Genomic DNA, 15,659 nt, shown 5'->3' on the forward strand with positions numbered 1-15,659 from the left:
CCACCGGCCGGGCCAGCACCGGCACCCGCGTCAGCACCCGCCCCGGCCCGTCCGGACGCACTTGAAGCACCGGACGTACCGGACGTACGGGAAGCACCTGAAGCACCTGAAGCACCAGGCACGTCCGAAGTACCGGGCGCGCCGGAAGCACCGTCCGCACCCGCGTCGGGCTGCTGCGCCTTCGCTGGTATCTCGTTCACACGACCGTCCCCTCCAGCTCACCTCACCGGAACCGGCCTTGACCGCAGTATTCAGCACCACGGCCCCAGTCGGCACGGCGTTCACGATCGCGACGTCCTCCCGGCCTTCCCCCGGCCCTTTTCGGCCGTAGTTCGCCGCTCGCCCGAAGTGCGGCGACGCCCTTCCGGGTGCCGTCGTGATCGATCAAGTCCCTTCACACTTCTAACCGGGCAGAGCCAGCTCGAACCACACCGTCTTGCCGCTCTTTCCCCGCCGGGTGCCCCAGCGCTGCGCCGAGCACGCCACCAGCTGGATTCCGCGCCCTCCCTCGTCGTCGGGGCCCGCTGCCCGCTCGCGGGGCGGATCCGGAAGCGGATCCGAGACCTCCACCCGCAGGACGGCGTGGGTGGTCCCGGCGGTTCCGGCGAGGGCGCCGGGGGTGTCGAGCCTCACCAACCGAACACCGATGGGCCCGGACGCGTACATCAGGGAATTGGTCACCAGCTCGCTGACCAGCAGCACACTCACATCGCTGACCTCGTCGAGGCCCCAGGCGTGCAGGGTGTCGCGGACGGCGTGCCGCGCGGTGCGGACGGCGTTGGGCCGGGCAGGGAAGGCCCACTCGGCGCAGGCGCCTTCGGTGTCGAGCACGCCGACCACATCCCTGAACAGCAGCAGCGGACCCCAAAGAGGGAGCATCCTTTTTCGGGGGGTTAATCAGCACATACCCGATATCGGACTCCGGCTATCCCGGGAATAGGCGCACTGTGGCACGAACGGCGTACGGGGTCGCCCGTGCGCTGGGTCCCGTTGCCCCGTTCAGACCCCCGCGGACCGGGAGCGTTAGCCCGTACGAAGCGACTTCCGCGCGGTCGTACGAATCCGCAGCCCGCCGTCCGCCCCAGGAATCCGCACACCTTCCGTCCCGGAAATCCGCGAGCCCTCCCAGGAATCCACCCCCGGATCCGCCCCTGGATCCGCCCCTGGATCCGCCCTAGGAGTCCGCCCTGGAGTGCGCGCGCAGCAGGCGGACCGCCGCCGCGACCGCCGGGCGGTCCTGGTCGAGCCAGTCCACCGAGTCGCTCTCCTCGGGGCCGAGCCAGCGCAGCTCGTCGTGGTCCTCCAGCGGGCGGGGGTCGCCGGACAGCAGCCGGGCGGTCCACACCTGGAGGACGTACCCGGGCTTCAGCGGCCACTCGCCCGGGATCCGCTGGACGGGCTCGGCCTCCACGCCGAGCTCCTCGCGCAGTTCGCGCACGAGCGCCTGCTCGGGCGTCTCGCCCGGCTCCAGTTTGCCGCCGGGCAGCTCCCAGCGGCCGGCCAGCTCCGGCGGGGCGCTGCGGCGCGCGGCCAGCAGCCGTCCGTCATGGCAGAGGGCTCCGCCCACGACAAGTCGATTGGTCATGGGCGGAGCCTAGGACCTGGCCGGCGGACAGACCCAATGTGCTCAGTGGCCCCGACCTGCCCGGTGGGGCCGATGAGGCCGTCTCACTGCTGCCGGGTGGCGGCCTGTTCGATCAGGTAGAGCTGTTTGTGTCCGCGGCTGTCGAGCTGGTCGGCCTTCTGCTCGGCCTCCGCCCGCGTGGCGTACGCGCCGACGCGATAGCGGTTGCCGTTGTCGTCCTGCCGCACCACCAACCACGGGAGCTGTGCACCAGCGTCATTCATCGCGCGCCTCCGTCCGCCGGCCCACACGCCGCCAGGGATCCCCAGGAAACCTCAGTACGCATATGCCCGACCCTACGCCTGACCTTTACTCACCGGATATGACTTTTTACAAAGAGACACCGATCTGGCCAAGAAACGCTGGGGAGTTGACGAAGCCCTCGGGGGCGCGTCCGGTCGGACGCGCCCCCGAGGGCTATCAACTGAGCTTTGTTCGTAAGGGAGTTGGGAAGGAGGTCACTTCACGGAGAGGTGGTACGCAACCCGGTATCTGTCGGCGGGAACCACCAGGTCCGCCGTCTCCACCGCCCGCCCGGACGCGTAGTAGGTCCGCTCGATGACCAGCACCACATGCCCCGGCACACCGCCCAACTCGGCCAGTTCGTCGGCGAGTCCCGGCCGGGCGCCGACCTCCTCCGCCACGTTGTCCACGACGACGTCGATGGCGGCCATCCGCTCGACGACCCCGCAGCCGCCCAGCGGGCCCTCCTCGGGCAGCATCACCGGCGTGCGGCCGGTGACCGCGAGGGGCTCCCAGGAGGTGGAGATCATCATCGGCTCCCCCGCGTCCCGGAAGACGTACCGGGTCTGCATCACCCGCTCGCCCGGCTCGATGCCGAGCCGTCCCGCGACCTCCTCCGAAGCCCGTGCCTGCTCACTGCGCGACTCCCAGGTGCCGCGCGCGCCCTCGGCCGCCTGCTCCTGCCGGAACGGCGTGGAGGAACCCCCGGCCCGGTAGGCGGAGCGGGCCACGCTGCGCGGCACCGGCCGCTCCCGTACATACGTCCCCGAGCCCGAGCGGCCCTCGACGAGGCCCTCCGCCATCAGCACCTTGCGGGCCTCCAGGGCGACGGTGTCCGAGACGCCGTAGACCTCCCGGATACGGGCCTGCGAAGGGAGCCGGGTGTGCGGCGGCAGCTTCCCGTCGGCGATCTGCTGCCGGAGATCCTTCGCCACGCGCAGATAGGCCGGCTGCTCACCGAATGTCACTGGCCACTCCCATCAGGTTGACAGACAGCAACAGCCTGGCAACCTACGGTTGCCGAACACAAGCAAAGGCCAGGGTTTCACTCGAAGTGATGATTCGGCTTTACGCAGGCATGTTTCCCCGGGTAATGGGCCCGCGGGCTTACACCTCTTCGCCCGCACCGGCCCCGCTGTCCCCGGTACTCCCACTGCCCCCGGTGCTCCCGCTGTCACCAGTGCCCCCGGTTTCCCCGGTGCCACCGGTGCTCCCGCCGTCCCCGCCCGTCCCGGCGTCGCGGAGCGATCCGGTGAGCTTCTCGCCGGACTCGTTGCCGAAGACACAGGTGACGCCCCGGTCGCCGAGCCGCCAGCCGCGCGCGTCCGGCATCAGGTAGTACGAGTCGGTGTCGACGCCGGAGCCGCCGGTGTACTCCTGCTCCGCGACCGCGCACTTCTGGTCGGCGATCTTGCTGATCCTCGCGTCGCCCGGGTAGGACCCGGACTCGTCCAGGTCGAAGGTGCCGAACACCTCGGCGTCGTGCGCCTTCCCGCAGTCGATGAGCGTCACGTCGTACGTGGTCCCCTCCAGCGAACCGTCCGCGGTGTCGAAGCACTGCCCGGTCCGCAGGTCCTCGACGGAGTGCGTGTTCTCCCGCATGCCCTCCTCGAAGCCCTGCTTGAAGTTGGCCAGGGCGCCGGTGACGATGCCGACCAGGACGAGCACGACGCTGAGCGACGACAGCACGATGCCCGCGACCGCCATGCCCTTCCCCGAGTCGCCGCGCTTCCTGATCTGCGACAGGGCGATCAGGCCGAGGATCAGGCCGAGGACCGGTACGCAGCAGACGATGCCGGTGACGAGGGAGGCGATGGCCAGCCCGTTGGTCTTCGGCGGCACGGGCGGCATCCCGTAGGGCTGCTGCGGGCCGCCGTAGGGCTGCGCGCCGTACGGGGACGGCGGGTAGGGCGTGCCGTACGCCCGGTGCTGCGGCGGGACCGGTTGCTGCGGGGGTCCGCCGGGCTGCTGCGGCTGGTTCCAGGGCTGTTCCGGGGGCGGCGGTATCGCCATCAGTACGGTGCTCCTCGTCGGGGCGGTGCGGGGGTGCCGCGCGCATCGTACGCGGCGGCTCGGACAGAGCCTCGGGACCGGTCAAAAGGGACGGCCGGCGGGCGGGCCGGTACGGGCGGCGGCAATGTCGGAAACTCGCCAGCCCCGGCCGCCGAAACCTGGTGGACTGCTCCCATGACGACGACGCAGCACGACAAGGCGACCCTCCTCCGTTCCCTGCACACCACCCCGAAGTCCCCGCTCCTGCTCCCCAACGCGTGGGACGTGGCCAGCGCGCTGCTGGTCGAGGAGGCGGGGGCCTCCGCCGTCGCCACGACCAGTGCCGGAGTCGCCTGGAGCCTGGGGGCGCCGGACGGCGACGCGCTCGACCGGGACCGGGCACTGGACCTGATCGCCCGGATCGCCGCAGCGGTGCGGGTGCCCGTCACCGCGGACATCGAGGGCGGCTTCGCGGACACCGCCGAGGGTGTCGGCGAGACCGTCGCCGCGGTCATCGCCGCAGGCGCGGTCGGCGTGAACCTGGAAGACGGGACGCGCGACCCGGCGGAGCAGGCGGGCCGGATCGCCGCCGCGCGGGCCGCCGCCGACAAGAGCGGTGTGCCGCTGTACGTCAACGCCCGGGTCGACACCTACCTGTTCGGCCTCGGCGAGGAGTCCGGACGGCTGGCGGAGACGATCCGGCGGATGCACGCGTACGTGGCCGCGGGCGCCGACGGCGTCTTCGTGCCCGGCGTCACCGACCCGGAGACGATCGCGGCGCTGGTCGCGGCCGTCGACGTACCGCTGAACGTCCTGGCGGGTCCTGGCGCCCCCACCGCCGCCGAGCTGGCGGAGCTGGGTGTGTCGAGGGTCAGCCTGGGCGGCGGGGTCGCCTGCGCCGCGTACGCGGTGGTGCGCCGCGCCGCCCGGGAGCTGCTGACCTCGGGGACGTACGACTCGGTGGTGGGAGCGGTGCCGCACGGCGAGCTCAACGCCCTCTTCAAGAGCTGACGTCCTTCAAGAGCTGACGTCGAGCCCTGCCGCGGTCACCTCGCGCCGAACACCTGGGTCCAGCGGATGCCGCCCGACGCGTCCTTGATGCCGATGCCGACCTCCTTGAACGAGCAGTTGAGGATGTTGGCCCGGTGGCCCGAGCTGTTCATCCAGGTCTCCATGACCGCGGCGGGGGTGGACTGGCCGTAGGCGATGTTCTCCCCGTACGTACTCCACTTGTACCCGGCGGCGGTGACGCGCTCGCCGGGTCCGTCGCCGTCCGGGTTGGTGTGGTCGAAGAAGCCGCGCGCGACCATGTCCTCGGAGTGCCGCTGGGCGGCGGTACGCAGCAGCCCGTTGCTGCTCAGCGGAGAGCAACCCGCCTTCGCCCGCTCGGAGTTGAGGATGTTCAGCACCTCCTGGGCGGGCCCTGCGGGAGGCGCGGGCGGCCGGGCGGTCCTGGTGGCAGCGGCCGTCCTGCTCGGCTTCGGGGCGGGCGGCGGCTTCGGCTTCGACGTGGTCCGGGTGGGGGTGGGGGTCTTGGTCGCCGGGGTCTTGGTGGGGGTCGCGGAGGCGGTGGGCGACGCCGTGCCCGGCGTGGGAACCGCACTGCTGCTGCCGCTCGCGCTCGGCAGTGCGGGCCCGCCGCGCTGCCCGGCCTCGGCGACCGCCGTGCTGGCCCCGCCGTCCGCCCCGCCGGAGAAGATCCGGAACACCCCGAACCCGCCCCCGACGATCGCCAACAGGGCTGCCGCGCCGATCACTTGACGCCGCCGCCGGGTCCGCTGCTGACGGCGGGCGGTACGGGCGCCGGTGCGAGCGGTATCGGCACCGCTGCCGGTGCCGGTATTCGGGTACGACGCCGGGTCCGCGTGCGAGAGCGGCGGTTGGCCGTGGGCCGCGTACGGTGCCGGATCCCCGTACGGAACGGGAGCCGGCTGGGTGTGGGCCACCGATCCGGCGGCGCCCATGGACTGGGCCGTCGACCGACCCGGCGCCGCGCCCCGTATCGCCAGACCCACCAGTTCCACCAGCGCGCCCGCCACCGGCACCAGCCCGAACCCGGCCAGCAGCCCCTCCGCCGGCATCAGGCCGCTGCGGTGGCCCGAGCACACCGCGCACTCCTTCGCGTGCCTCGATATTCGCTTCCGCCACAGCGCGGACGGGGCCCCGTCCCACGGCGCGAGGACGTCCCGCAGCTGCCCGCACAGCGGCACCGCTGCCAGCGCCCGCACGACCACCCGGGCCGCCTCCAGCTGCGCCTTCATGCGCTGTACGCGTACGGCGGTGTGGTCGGGCGACAGTTCGAGCGCGGTCGCCACCTCGGCCCTGGTCAGCTCGCCCGCGGCCTCCAGCCACCACAGGGACAGCAGCGCACGGTCGTCGCCGTCCAGCCAGCGGGTCGCCTCGACGGTCTCCTTGCGCTGCCCGGAGAGCCCCATCCGGACGAGGGTGAGACCGACGAAGTCGGCCCCGGGGTCGGCGGGCTCGCGATCGCCGGGGACGGGGGCCGCCGTCGGCTGCTCGCGCTGCCAGTGGCGCCGTACCTCGTTCATCGCGATGGCCACCAGCCACGACCGGAAGCTCTCCGGGATGCGGAGGGTGCCGAGGCCGTCGAGGGCGCGCAGCATGGTCTCCTGCACGACGTCGTCGACGTCGGCGTGGCCGCCCAGGGCCCGGCCGACGATGTTGTAGACGAGAGGCAGGTACGCGGCGACGAGTTCGTCCTGCGCCTGCGGATCGCCGCTCTGCGCCGCCACGACTCTCGCGACTCCGTGTTCCCTGTTCACGGTTGCCCGCCCCTCTTCGTCCGGTCGGCCGCCTGGGCCCGTACGCACACACTTCTTGCATCCGACACCTGGGAGACCGCGGGCCGGACAGCGGATAACAGAAAACGGGCCGGCAATCTCCGCGCACACTTCGGCCGCGCGGCACGATGCTCGCACGCCGGGCGGTGGCGGCCCCGGTCCAGGTGCCGCCACCGGGGTGCCTTCGCCGAGGTGGCGGAGGGGTCCGCCCGCCCCTGGGACACTGGACGGGTGACCCTTCAGGAGTTTTTCCGGTGGACCGAGGCCGACGGCACCGCGGCACAGAACCGTTGGCGGTCGGAGAACGGTGCTCCGGCGCCCAAGCGGGTCGTCGTCGCCGACGACCGGACGACCGCGGACGCCGCGTTCAAGCTGGTCTGCGAGGGCACGGCCCTGCTGTGGCGCGGCGACTTCCACAACGCGCGGCAGCTGCTCACGGCCCTGGCCCGGCGGGTCGACCGCAAGGGCGCCAAGCCGGGCGCGACCCCGGCGGAGAGCTTCCATCTGCACCGCCAGGCCCAGTCCAGGCGCACCCGGATCCTCGGCATGCTGGTGGTGGGGGTCGAGCCGGGGCACGTGGTTCCGCTCCGCCGGGCGCCGGAGGTCACGGAGGCCTGCACCGGTGCGTACGGCCCCGCCGACGAGCCGTACACGGTCTCGCTGCGCGAGCTGCTCGGGGTGATCGGCGCACACGAGTGGCGCAGGAACGGCGTGCGGATCCCCGCCCTCGGCGGCGACCGCATCCACCCGCACTACGGGGTGTTCTCACCGGCCCGCGGCGAGTACGTCGACCTGATCGCCGAGGCTCCGCTGCCCGCGCTGAGCACCGCGTTCGACATCGGTACGGGTACGGGCGTGCTGTCCGCCGTGCTGGCCAGGCGCGGGGTGCACCGGGTGGTCGCCACCGACCAGGACCCGCGGGCTCTGGAGTGCGCGCGGGAGAACCTCGGACGGCTCGGTCTCGGCGACGCGGTGGAGGTCGTCGAGGCCGACCTCTTCCCTGCCGGTCGCGCCCCTCTCGTCGTCTGCAACCCGCCGTGGGTACCGGCCCGCCCGCGCACCCCGGTCGAGTACGCGGTCTACGACCCGGACAGCCGGATGCTGCAGGGCTTCCTGGACGGGCTGCCCGACCATCTGGAGCCGGGCGGCGAAGGCTGGCTGATCCTCTCGGACCTGGCCGAACACCTCGGTCTGCGGACCCGCGAGGAACTCCTGAACCGCTTCGAGAAGTCCGGCCTACGGGTACTGGACCGCCTGGACATCGCCCCGCGCCACCCACGGGCCAGGGACACGACGGACCCGCTGCACGAGGCACGGAGCGCGGAAGTGACCTCGCTGTGGCGCTTGACGGCAGACTGACGCGGCGCTCCGGGCCGCGGGAGCGGGCTCGGTCCTGCGGGTGGGCCAGCCGTGCGCGGGCTCAGACCTGCGCGGGCTCAGACCTGCGCGGGCTCAGACCCGCGCGGGCTCAGACCCGCGTGGGCTCAGACCCGCGTGGGGCAACTCTGCCCGGCCAGCTCTGCCCGGCCGGCTCTGCCCGGCTAGTTCTGCCCGGCGGGCTCTCCCGGTTCGGCCAGGGCCGCGTTCAGCCTGGCGCGGGCGCCGTCCAGCCAGCGGCGGCACACCTTCGCCAGTTCCTCGCCCCGCTCCCACAGGGCGAGGGACTCCTCCAGGGTCGTGCCGCCCGCCTCCAGGCGGCGTACGACGTCGATCAGCTCGTCCCGCGCCTGCTCGTAACCGACCTCGGTCGCGGCTTCATCCGTCTTGGCCATGCGTTCCACCTTAAGTGCGAGGTCCGACAACAGCGGTAGAGCCGCAACTGCCGCCGCGGCTCACTCGGTGACCCTCACCACGAACTCCCCATCCGACACCCTCGCCCGCAGTTCGTCGCCCGCGGACACCTCCTCCGGCGACCGCACCACCGCGCCGTCGCCGCGCTGCAGCACCGCGTACCCGCGCTCCAGCGTCGCGGCGGGCGACAGCGCGACCACCCGTGCCCGGGTGTGCGACAGCTCGGAGTCGGCCCGGTCGAGCAGGTGCCCCAGCGTCCGCCGGTTGCGCGCGACCAGGGCGTCGATGTCGGCCTCGCGCTCCTCGACCATGCGCTGGGGCCGCTCCATGACGGGCCTGGCCAGGGCGGAGGCCAGCCCGCGTTCCTCCCGGTCGAGCAGCCCCCGCACCGTACGCAGCGCGCGGTCGCGCAGCCCCTGTACGCGGTCGAGTTCCTCGCCCACGTCCGGTACGACCTTCTTCGCGGCGTCCGTGGGCGTGGAGGCCCGCAGGTCGGCGACGAGGTCGAGCAGCGGCGAGTCGGGCTCGTGGCCGATCGCGGACACGACGGGGGTACGGACGGCGGCCACGGCCCGTACCAACTGCTCGTCCGAGAAGGGCAGGAGGTCCTCCACGCTCCCGCCGCCCCGCGCCACGACGATCACGTCCACCTCCGGCAGGGCGTCCAGCTCCTTGACCGCCTGGACGACCTGCGGGACCGCGTGGACGCCCTGCACGGCGACGTTCCGCACCTCGAAGCGGACGGCGGGCCAGCGGCGCCTGGCGTTCTCCAGTACGTCCCGCTCGGCGGCGGATGCGCGGCCGGTGACGAGTCCGATCAGCTGGGGAAGGAAGGGCAGCGACCGCTTCCGGTCGAGCGCGAAGAGTCCTTCGGCGGCGAGGGACTTCTTCAACTGCTCAAGCCGGGCGAGCAGTTCGCCGATCCCGACCGGCTTTATCTCGGTGGCCCGCAGCGAGAGCTGGCCGCGCGGGGCGTACCACTCGGGCTTCGCGTGGACGACGACGCGGGCGCCTTCGGAGACGACGTCGGCGACCGCGTCGAAGACCTGCCGGTAGCAGGTCACGGACACGGAGATGTCGTTCGACGGATCGCGGAGGGTGAGGAAGACGACGCCGGCGCCGGGGCGGCGGGAGAGCTGGGTGATCTGCCCTTCGACCCACACGGCACCGAGCCGGTCGATCCAGCCACCGATCAGGCGGGAGACTTCGCCCACGGGGAGGGGGGCGTCGGCGGACGTGTTGAGAGCCATGGGGGTGAGGCTAGCGGGGTGGGGTGACATTGGCAGGGCGGTACGTGTCGGCGCTGCGGCGCTTGAGGACGGTCACCACACCCGTGCATGGGGCGCGGGGCTGTGCTGGATGTGCGGCTCCGCCGCACGGACACGACCAGCTACGACGCCCACCGGCCCCGTTAGGGGCGCGGGGAACTGCGCGATCAGCCACGACGCACCCGCACGTACAACCCACCCACCCACCCACCCGCCCCGCGGCGAGCGGTTTAGGTGGAGGGGCGGGGAGGGGCCCATCCGCGAAGCGGCCCACCGGCCCGCACGGAGTGCGGTCGCGGGGCGCGGGGGTGCGGTGGCGAGGGCATGCGGACGCGGGAGGGTGCGCTCCGCGTGGGGGCCGCCCCCTTGCCCACCCGTACCGCCCCCGGGGGGCGGCCCCGCTGCCCAAGGAGGCGGGGGCTCAGCAGCTAGGGGCTAGGGGTGGAGGGGGTGGTTGGGCCGTTCCCCGGTCCCCTCCCCCGCTGCACCGCCAACACCCCCAGCCCCACCACCAGCCACACCACCCCCACCACCTGCGCCGTCCTGCTCGCCTCCACGATGACCGCCACCGCGATCACCGCGCCGATCACCGGGGCCAGGACGTGGCGCCACCACACCGGTGCCCCCTCTTCCCTCCGTACCGCGAACCAGCTCACCACCGACGCGTGCAGCAGCACGAATGCCGTCAGGGCGCCGATGTCGACCACCGACACCAGGTGGTCCATGCCGTCTCCCCGCCGTGCCGCCCACACCGCCGCCACCAGCGTCACCACCGCCGCGAACCCCAGTGCCACCCTCGGCACCCCGGACTTCGCGTCCACCCGTGCCAGCACCTTCGGCAGCCGCCGGTCACGTGCCATCGCGAACAGCAGCCGCCCCGCCGCCGCCTGCCCGGCCAGCGCCGCGAACGCCGCCCCGATCGCCTTGCTCACCGCCACCAGGTCGTGCAGCCACGACCCGACCGCGCCGTCCACCGCGTCGTAGAACGCCGTCCCCTGCTTCCCCGGATCGGCCGCCAGCTCGGCCGCCCGGACCGGCGAGAGCAGCGCCACCAGATACGTCTGTACGACGAAGAGCACACCGACCAGCGCCAGACACAGCAGCACGGCCCTCGCGACCTTCGCCGAGCCCCCCGTCACCTCCTCCGCGAAGGAGGCGATCGCGTCGAATCCCAGGTACGACAGCACCGCCACGGACACCGCGCCCAGCACCGCCGCCATCGAGAACGACCCCATCGACCCGTCCCCGGTGAGCGGCGACAGCCAGTCCCGGTGGGCCCCGTCCCGTACGAGCACGACCAGCGCGGCCACCACGAACACCAGCAGCACGACGATCTCCAGCGCGAGCACCGCGAAGCCCACGCGGGCGGCGGCCCGTACGCCCCACATGTTGAGCGCGGTGGTCACCGCCACCGCGATCGCCGTCCACACCCACTGCGAGACCGACGGCATCAGCGCGTGCAGCGCGATCCCGGAGAACAGATAGGCCACGGCGGGGATCAGCAGATAGTCGAGCATCGCCATCCACCCGGCGACGAAGCCGGGCCCCTCCCCCAGCGCCGTGCGCGCGTACGCGAAGACGGAGCCCGCCTGCGGCACCACCCGCACCATCTGCGCGTAGCTGAAGGCGGTGAACGCCATCGCCACCGTCGCGACGAGGTAGACGAGCGCGACGGCGCCGTGCGACTTGGCGTCGAGGGTGCCGAATACGCCGACCGGGGCCATGGGCGCGATGAACAGCAGCCCGTAGACGACCAGATCCCGAAAGCCGAGGCTCCGCTTCAGCCCCGACGTCCGGGTACCGGCCGCCCCGGTCGCTTCCGTCGCCCCTGTCGTACCGTCAGGATTCCCCGACATCGTTCCTCCGTACGTACGTGCGCACCATCGGCCGTCCGTCCCAGTGTTGCCCCGTGCACGATCTTTGGCCTCCCGGGCACGGCCTTACGATGGAGGCATGACTTCCTCCCCCGCCCGCCGTGTCCTGCTTGCCGCCCCCCGTGGCTACTGCGCGGGCGTGGACCGCGCCGTCATCGCCGTCGAGAAGGCGCTTGAGCAGTACGGTGCGCCGGTCTACGTCCGTCACGAGATCGTCCACAACAAGTACGTCGTGCAGACCCTGGAGAAGAAGGGCGCGATCTTCGTCGAGCAGACGGCGGAGGTCCCCGAGGGCTCCATCGTGATGTTCTCGGCGCACGGCGTCGCCCCGACTGTGCACGCCGAGGCCGCCGAGCGGAAGCTCGCGACCATCGACGCGACCTGCCCGCTGGTCACCAAGGTCCACAAGGAGGCCGTCCGGTACGCGAAGGACGACTACGACATCCTCCTGATCGGCCACGAGGGCCACGAGGAGGTCATCGGCACCTCCGGCGAGGCCCCCGACCACATCACCCTGGTCGACGGCCCGGAGGACGTCGCCAACGTCACCGTCCGCGACGAGTCGAAGGTCGTCTGGCTCTCCCAGACCACGCTCTCCGTCGACGAGACGATGGAGACGGTCGACGCCCTGAAGTCCAAGTTCCCGAACCTCCTCTCGCCGCCCAGCGACGACATCTGCTACGCCACCCAGAACCGCCAGATCGCGGTGAAGAAGCTGGCCGAGGACGCCGAGCTCGTCATCGTCGTGGGCTCCAAGAACTCCTCGAACTCGATCCGCATGGTCGAGGTCGCCCTGGACGCCGGCGCTCCCGCCGCGCACCTGGTCGACTTCGCGTCCGAGATCGACGAGGCGTGGCTGGAGGGCGTGACGACGGTCGGCCTGACCTCGGGCGCCTCCGTCCCGGACGTCCTGGTGGACGGCGTACTGGAGTGGCTGTCCGAGCGCGGTTACGCGGACGTCGAGACGGTGAAGACGGCCGACGAGTCGATCACCTTCTCGCTCCCCAAGGAACTCCGCCGCGACCTGCGCGCGGAGGCCGCGGCCCTCGGCAGCAAGTAGCGCTTCCACCTACCCGTGTCGGTGGTGCGTCGTAACGTGGAGTCCATGAACGTGTTCGGAGTGGACATCGGCGGTTCGGGCATCAAGGGCGCTCCCGTGGACCTGGAGCGGGGCGACCTTGCCGAGCCGCGGCACAAGGTACTGACCCCGCACCCGGCCACGCCGGACAGCGTGATCGGCGGCGTCAAGGAAGTCGTCGACCACTTCGGCTGGTCGGGCCCGGTCGGCATCACCTTCCCCGGCGTCGTCACGGACGGCATCACCCGCACGGCCGCCAATGTCGACAAGGGCTGGGTGGACCTGGACGCCCAGGCCCTGCTCGGCGAGCGCCTCGGCCTCCCGGTCACCGTGCTGAACGACGCGGACGCGGCGGGCGTCGCCGAAATGACGTTCGGCGCGGGCGCCGGCCGCAAGGGCACGGTCTTCCTGCTCACCTTCGGTACGGGCATCGGCAGCGCCCTCTTCCTCGACGGGAAGCTCGTCCCGAACACCGAGCTGGGCCACCTGGAGCTGCACGGCCACGACGCCGAGAAGCACGCGTCCACGAAGGCCAAGGAGGACGAGGACCTGAGCTGGGAGCACTGGGCGAAGCGCGTGACGAAGTACCTCGCGCACGTCGAGATGCTCTTCTCCCCGTCCCTCTTCATCATCGGCGGCGGCGTCAGCCGCAAGGCCGAGAAGTTCATCCCCCTGATCGAGGGCGTCCGCGCGGAGATCGTCCCGGCCGAGCTGCAGAACAACGCGGGGATCGTGGGAGCGGCGATGGCGGCCGCCGGGCGCTGAGCGCTCCGCTGGAGTGCGCGGTGGTGCTGGAGCGCGGTGGTGCTGGAGTGCGGTGGTTCAACCACGGTTCGACCGCGGGCCGTCCGTGGCTGGTCGCGCAGTTCCCCGCGCCCCTGGCCGGGGCGCGCCTACTCGCTGCGCTGCCGTTGCCGTCGTACACCTGCGGCGACCGGCTGGGCGGCCGCCTGCCGCTGCCCCATCTGCCGGATCTTCCGCACGCTGGCGATCAGACCGGCGATCAGCGTCCCGCCGTACAGCCAGCCCGCGTGCACGGCGAGTGCGGTGACGACGGCCATCAGCCGGCTCCCGAAGCCGTCCGAGCCGCCCGCGATGGGCAGCAGCCCGCAGGCGAAGGCGATCGGCACGCTGATCGGCGCGGTGACCAGGTCGGCGGGCCGTACCCACAGTGCCGTCACCAGGCTGACCAGCAGGAACAGCACCCCGTACACGACGGGCGCCCCGTCGAACAGCAGCTGGTCCAGGAACCCCAGCGCCAGCATCGTCAGCGCCGCGAACAGCCCTCCGCCGAGCCCGGTCAGCCGCGGATTGGGCAGCCGCCGCAGCGCCAGCACCACCGGGGCAACGGGCCGCGCGGACCGACCGGCGCCGCGGTAGACGGTCGCGGTCTCGGCGCTGATCCCCCGCGCGGCGACGTGGTGCGGCCGGCGCTGCGGGGGGCGGGGACGGGTCCTGGGTTGCTCCACCGGACCAACGTAGGTCGCCGGACTGGCGGATTCCGGGCTTGGACACGCCTTTTGGACGAGCTTGGCGTTGAGTTCGACGGCGCACGCCCCGGGAGCCCACCACCGCACGCGCGAGCGAGCCCTGCGCCGTGTGCCCGAGCGAGCCCTGCGCCGTGTGCCCGAGCGGGCCCTGCGCCGCGCGCGCGGACGGGCCCGCCAGCGCATGCCAGGACGGGCCCGGCAGCGTACCGAAGCGGGCGGTGCTCCTCCCCGTACGACACCCCCACCCCCCGCCCGTAAACTGGGGGATCGGTCGGCCCACCCCCGGGCCAGCACCAGCTCCTCTCTCTCCGCAACGGGAAGTCGCCAACGTGTCGCTCACGATCGGAATCGTCGGTCTGCCGAATGTCGGCAAGTCGACCCTGTTCAACGCCCTGACCAAGAACGACGTGCTGGCGGCCAACTACCCGTTCGCCACCATCGAGCCGAACGTCGGCGTCGTCGGCGTCCCGGACCCGCGCCTGGCCGTCCTCGCGGGCATCTTCGGCTCGCAGAAGATCCTCCCCGCCACGGTCGACTTCGTCGACATCGCGGGCATCGTGCGCGGTGCGTCCGAGGGTGAGGGCCTGGGCAACAAGTTCCTCGCGAACATCCGCGAGTCCGACGCGATCTGCCAGGTCATCCGCGCCTTCAAGGACGAGAATGTCGTCCACGTCGACGGCAAGGTGTCCCCCAAGGACGACATCGAGACGATCAACACCGAGCTGATCCTCGCCGACCTCCAGTCCGTCGAGAAGGCGGTGCCCCGCCTCACCAAGGAGTCCCGTCTCCAGAAGGAGAAGATCGCCGTCCTCGCCGCCGTCGAGAAGGCCCAGAAGATCCTGGAAGCCGGCGAGACCCTCTTCTCCGCGGGCATCACCAAGGGCACGGAGCAGGGCGACCTGCTCCACGAGCTGCACCTCCTCACCACCAAGCCCTTCCTGTACGTCTTCAACGTCGACGAGGACGAGCTGGTCGACGAGGACTTCAAGAACGAGCAGCGCGCGCTCGTCGCCCCCGCCGAGGCGATCTTCCTCAACGCCAAGATCGAGTCCGAGCTCATCGAGCTGGACGACGAGGAGGCCCTCGAACTCCTCCAGTCCATGGGCCAGGAAGAGCCCGGCCTGGCCACCCTCGGCCGCGTCGGCTTCGACACCCTCGGCCTCCAGACCTACCTCACGGCAGGCCCCAAGGAGACCCGCGCCTGGACGATCCCCAAGGGCGCCACGGCCCCCGAGGCGGCCGGTGTCATCCACACCGACTTCCAGAAGGGCTTCATCAAGGCCGAGGTCATCTCCTTCGCCGACCTGGTCGAAACCGGCTCGGTCACCGAGGCCCGCGCCAAGGGCAAGGCCCGCATGGAGGGCAAGGAGTACGTCATGCAGGACGGCGACGTGGTGGAGTTCCGCTTCAACGTGTGAGGTTTTCGAACAGGGCCCCCTGGTCTGCGTTTTCGCAGTTCAGGGGGTCTTTTGCGTTCCGGTGCGGTGGAATTCCTGCG

General features: G+C 71.9%; 15 protein-coding genes. 5 read left to right on the forward strand and 10 right to left on the reverse strand.

Going from position 1 to position 15,659, the window contains the following annotated elements; translation table 11 throughout:
• Positions 1-402: 402 nt before the first annotated feature.
• From ACH4SP_RS39450 to ACH4SP_RS39470, 5 genes are all read right to left on the reverse strand, one after another.
• On the reverse strand, positions 403-840 hold the full coding sequence (locus ACH4SP_RS39450; protein WP_398422851.1) for an ATP-binding protein: 438 nt from the start codon (positions 838-840) through the stop codon (positions 403-405).
• A 334-nt stretch (positions 841-1,174) separates the two neighbouring features.
• The gene (locus ACH4SP_RS39455; protein ID WP_398422758.1) at positions 1,175-1,585 is read right to left on the reverse strand and encodes a (deoxy)nucleoside triphosphate pyrophosphohydrolase; all 411 of its coding nucleotides are present in this window, start codon (positions 1,583-1,585) and stop codon (positions 1,175-1,177) included.
• An 83-nt stretch (positions 1,586-1,668) separates the two neighbouring features.
• Positions 1,669-1,848, reverse strand: coding sequence for an SPOR domain-containing protein (locus tag ACH4SP_RS39460; protein ID WP_398422760.1), 180 nt, complete (start codon positions 1,846-1,848; stop codon positions 1,669-1,671).
• A 234-nt stretch (positions 1,849-2,082) separates the two neighbouring features.
• Complete coding sequence (locus ACH4SP_RS39465; protein WP_398422762.1) at positions 2,083-2,835, reverse strand: GntR family transcriptional regulator; 753 nt, start codon at positions 2,833-2,835, stop codon at positions 2,083-2,085.
• Between the two features lie 139 nt (positions 2,836-2,974).
• Positions 2,975-3,880 (reverse strand): DUF4190 domain-containing protein, encoded by a 906-nt coding sequence (locus ACH4SP_RS39470; RefSeq protein WP_398422764.1) that lies wholly within the window; start codon positions 3,878-3,880, stop codon positions 2,975-2,977.
• Between the two features lie 174 nt (positions 3,881-4,054).
• Here ACH4SP_RS39470 and ACH4SP_RS39475 point away from each other — a divergent pair, with 174 nt between their 5' ends.
• Complete coding sequence (locus ACH4SP_RS39475; protein ID WP_398422766.1) at positions 4,055-4,870, forward strand: isocitrate lyase/phosphoenolpyruvate mutase family protein; 816 nt, start codon at positions 4,055-4,057, stop codon at positions 4,868-4,870.
• Positions 4,871-4,905: 35 nt separating this feature from the next.
• Here ACH4SP_RS39475 and ACH4SP_RS39480 read toward each other — a convergent pair whose 3' ends face one another.
• Positions 4,906-6,612 (reverse strand): sigma-70 family RNA polymerase sigma factor, encoded by a 1,707-nt coding sequence (locus ACH4SP_RS39480; RefSeq protein ID WP_398422768.1) that lies wholly within the window; start codon positions 6,610-6,612, stop codon positions 4,906-4,908.
• 279 nt (positions 6,613-6,891) lie between these two features.
• Between ACH4SP_RS39480 and ACH4SP_RS39485 the strand changes: the two genes are divergently transcribed.
• Positions 6,892-8,019: a methyltransferase gene (locus ACH4SP_RS39485; RefSeq protein ID WP_398422771.1), complete on the forward strand. Its 1,128-nt coding sequence runs from the start codon at positions 6,892-6,894 to the stop codon at positions 8,017-8,019.
• A gap of 182 nt (positions 8,020-8,201) precedes the next feature.
• Here the strand turns inward: ACH4SP_RS39485 and ACH4SP_RS39490 are convergent, their stop codons facing one another.
• The 3 genes from ACH4SP_RS39490 to ACH4SP_RS39500 all read right to left on the reverse strand — a co-directional run bounded on the left by ACH4SP_RS39490 (position 8,202) and on the right by ACH4SP_RS39500 (position 11,575).
• The gene (locus ACH4SP_RS39490; RefSeq protein WP_398422772.1) at positions 8,202-8,432 is read right to left on the reverse strand and encodes an exodeoxyribonuclease VII small subunit; all 231 of its coding nucleotides are present in this window, start codon (positions 8,430-8,432) and stop codon (positions 8,202-8,204) included.
• Positions 8,433-8,492: 60 nt separating this feature from the next.
• Positions 8,493-9,701: an exodeoxyribonuclease VII large subunit gene (gene xseA, locus ACH4SP_RS39495; RefSeq protein WP_398422774.1), complete on the reverse strand. Its 1,209-nt coding sequence runs from the start codon at positions 9,699-9,701 to the stop codon at positions 8,493-8,495.
• A gap of 446 nt (positions 9,702-10,147) precedes the next feature.
• A complete protein-coding gene (locus tag ACH4SP_RS39500) occupies positions 10,148-11,575 on the reverse strand; it encodes an APC family permease (protein WP_398422776.1) in 1,428 nt (475 codons plus the stop codon).
• A 97-nt stretch (positions 11,576-11,672) separates the two neighbouring features.
• On the opposite strand from ACH4SP_RS39500, the gene ACH4SP_RS39505 reads away from it, so the two are divergent.
• Positions 11,673-12,653 (forward strand): 4-hydroxy-3-methylbut-2-enyl diphosphate reductase, encoded by a 981-nt coding sequence (locus ACH4SP_RS39505; RefSeq protein ID WP_398422778.1) that lies wholly within the window; start codon positions 11,673-11,675, stop codon positions 12,651-12,653.
• Positions 12,654-12,698: 45 nt separating this feature from the next.
• Positions 12,699-13,436 carry a polyphosphate--glucose phosphotransferase gene (gene ppgK, locus ACH4SP_RS39510; RefSeq protein WP_398422780.1) on the forward strand — a complete coding sequence of 246 codons (738 nt, stop codon included), beginning with the start codon at positions 12,699-12,701 and terminating at the stop codon, positions 13,434-13,436.
• A 128-nt stretch (positions 13,437-13,564) separates the two neighbouring features.
• Here ppgK and ACH4SP_RS39515 read toward each other — a convergent pair whose 3' ends face one another.
• Positions 13,565-14,140 carry a DUF6542 domain-containing protein gene (locus tag ACH4SP_RS39515; protein WP_398422782.1) on the reverse strand — a complete coding sequence of 192 codons (576 nt, stop codon included), beginning with the start codon at positions 14,138-14,140 and terminating at the stop codon, positions 13,565-13,567.
• Between the two features lie 350 nt (positions 14,141-14,490).
• Between ACH4SP_RS39515 and ychF the strand changes: the two genes are divergently transcribed.
• Positions 14,491-15,579, forward strand: a complete 1,089-nt coding sequence (gene ychF, locus ACH4SP_RS39520; RefSeq protein ID WP_398422784.1) for a redox-regulated ATPase YchF — start codon at positions 14,491-14,493, stop codon at positions 15,577-15,579.
• Positions 15,580-15,659: the final 80 nt, after the last annotated feature.

The organism is Streptomyces sp. NPDC021093 (assembly GCF_044333135.1).
GTDB lineage: Bacteria > Actinomycetota > Actinomycetes > Streptomycetales > Streptomycetaceae > Streptomyces.

What these genes read in the sequence shown, in the direction of transcription:
- ACH4SP_RS39460 (WP_398422760.1), bottom strand. Translation starts at nt 1,848, where the DNA reads ATGAATGACGCTGGTGCACAGCTCCCGTGGTTGGTGGTGCGGCAGGAC.
- ACH4SP_RS39505 (WP_398422778.1), top strand. Translation starts at nt 11,673, where the DNA reads ATGACTTCCTCCCCCGCCCGCCGTGTCCTGCTTGCCGCCCCCCGTGGC.
- xseA (WP_398422774.1), bottom strand. Translation starts at nt 9,701, where the DNA reads ATGGCTCTCAACACGTCCGCCGACGCCCCCCTCCCCGTGGGCGAAGTC.
- ppgK (WP_398422780.1), top strand. Translation starts at nt 12,699, where the DNA reads ATGAACGTGTTCGGAGTGGACATCGGCGGTTCGGGCATCAAGGGCGCT.
- ACH4SP_RS39470 (WP_398422764.1), bottom strand. Translation starts at nt 3,880, where the DNA reads ATGGCGATACCGCCGCCCCCGGAACAGCCCTGGAACCAGCCGCAGCAG.
- ACH4SP_RS39490 (WP_398422772.1), bottom strand. Translation starts at nt 8,432, where the DNA reads ATGGCCAAGACGGATGAAGCCGCGACCGAGGTCGGTTACGAGCAGGCG.
- ACH4SP_RS39500 (WP_398422776.1), bottom strand. Translation starts at nt 11,575, where the DNA reads ATGTCGGGGAATCCTGACGGTACGACAGGGGCGACGGAAGCGACCGGG.
- ACH4SP_RS39455 (WP_398422758.1), bottom strand. Translation starts at nt 1,585, where the DNA reads ATGACCAATCGACTTGTCGTGGGCGGAGCCCTCTGCCATGACGGACGG.
- ACH4SP_RS39475 (WP_398422766.1), top strand. Translation starts at nt 4,055, where the DNA reads ATGACGACGACGCAGCACGACAAGGCGACCCTCCTCCGTTCCCTGCAC.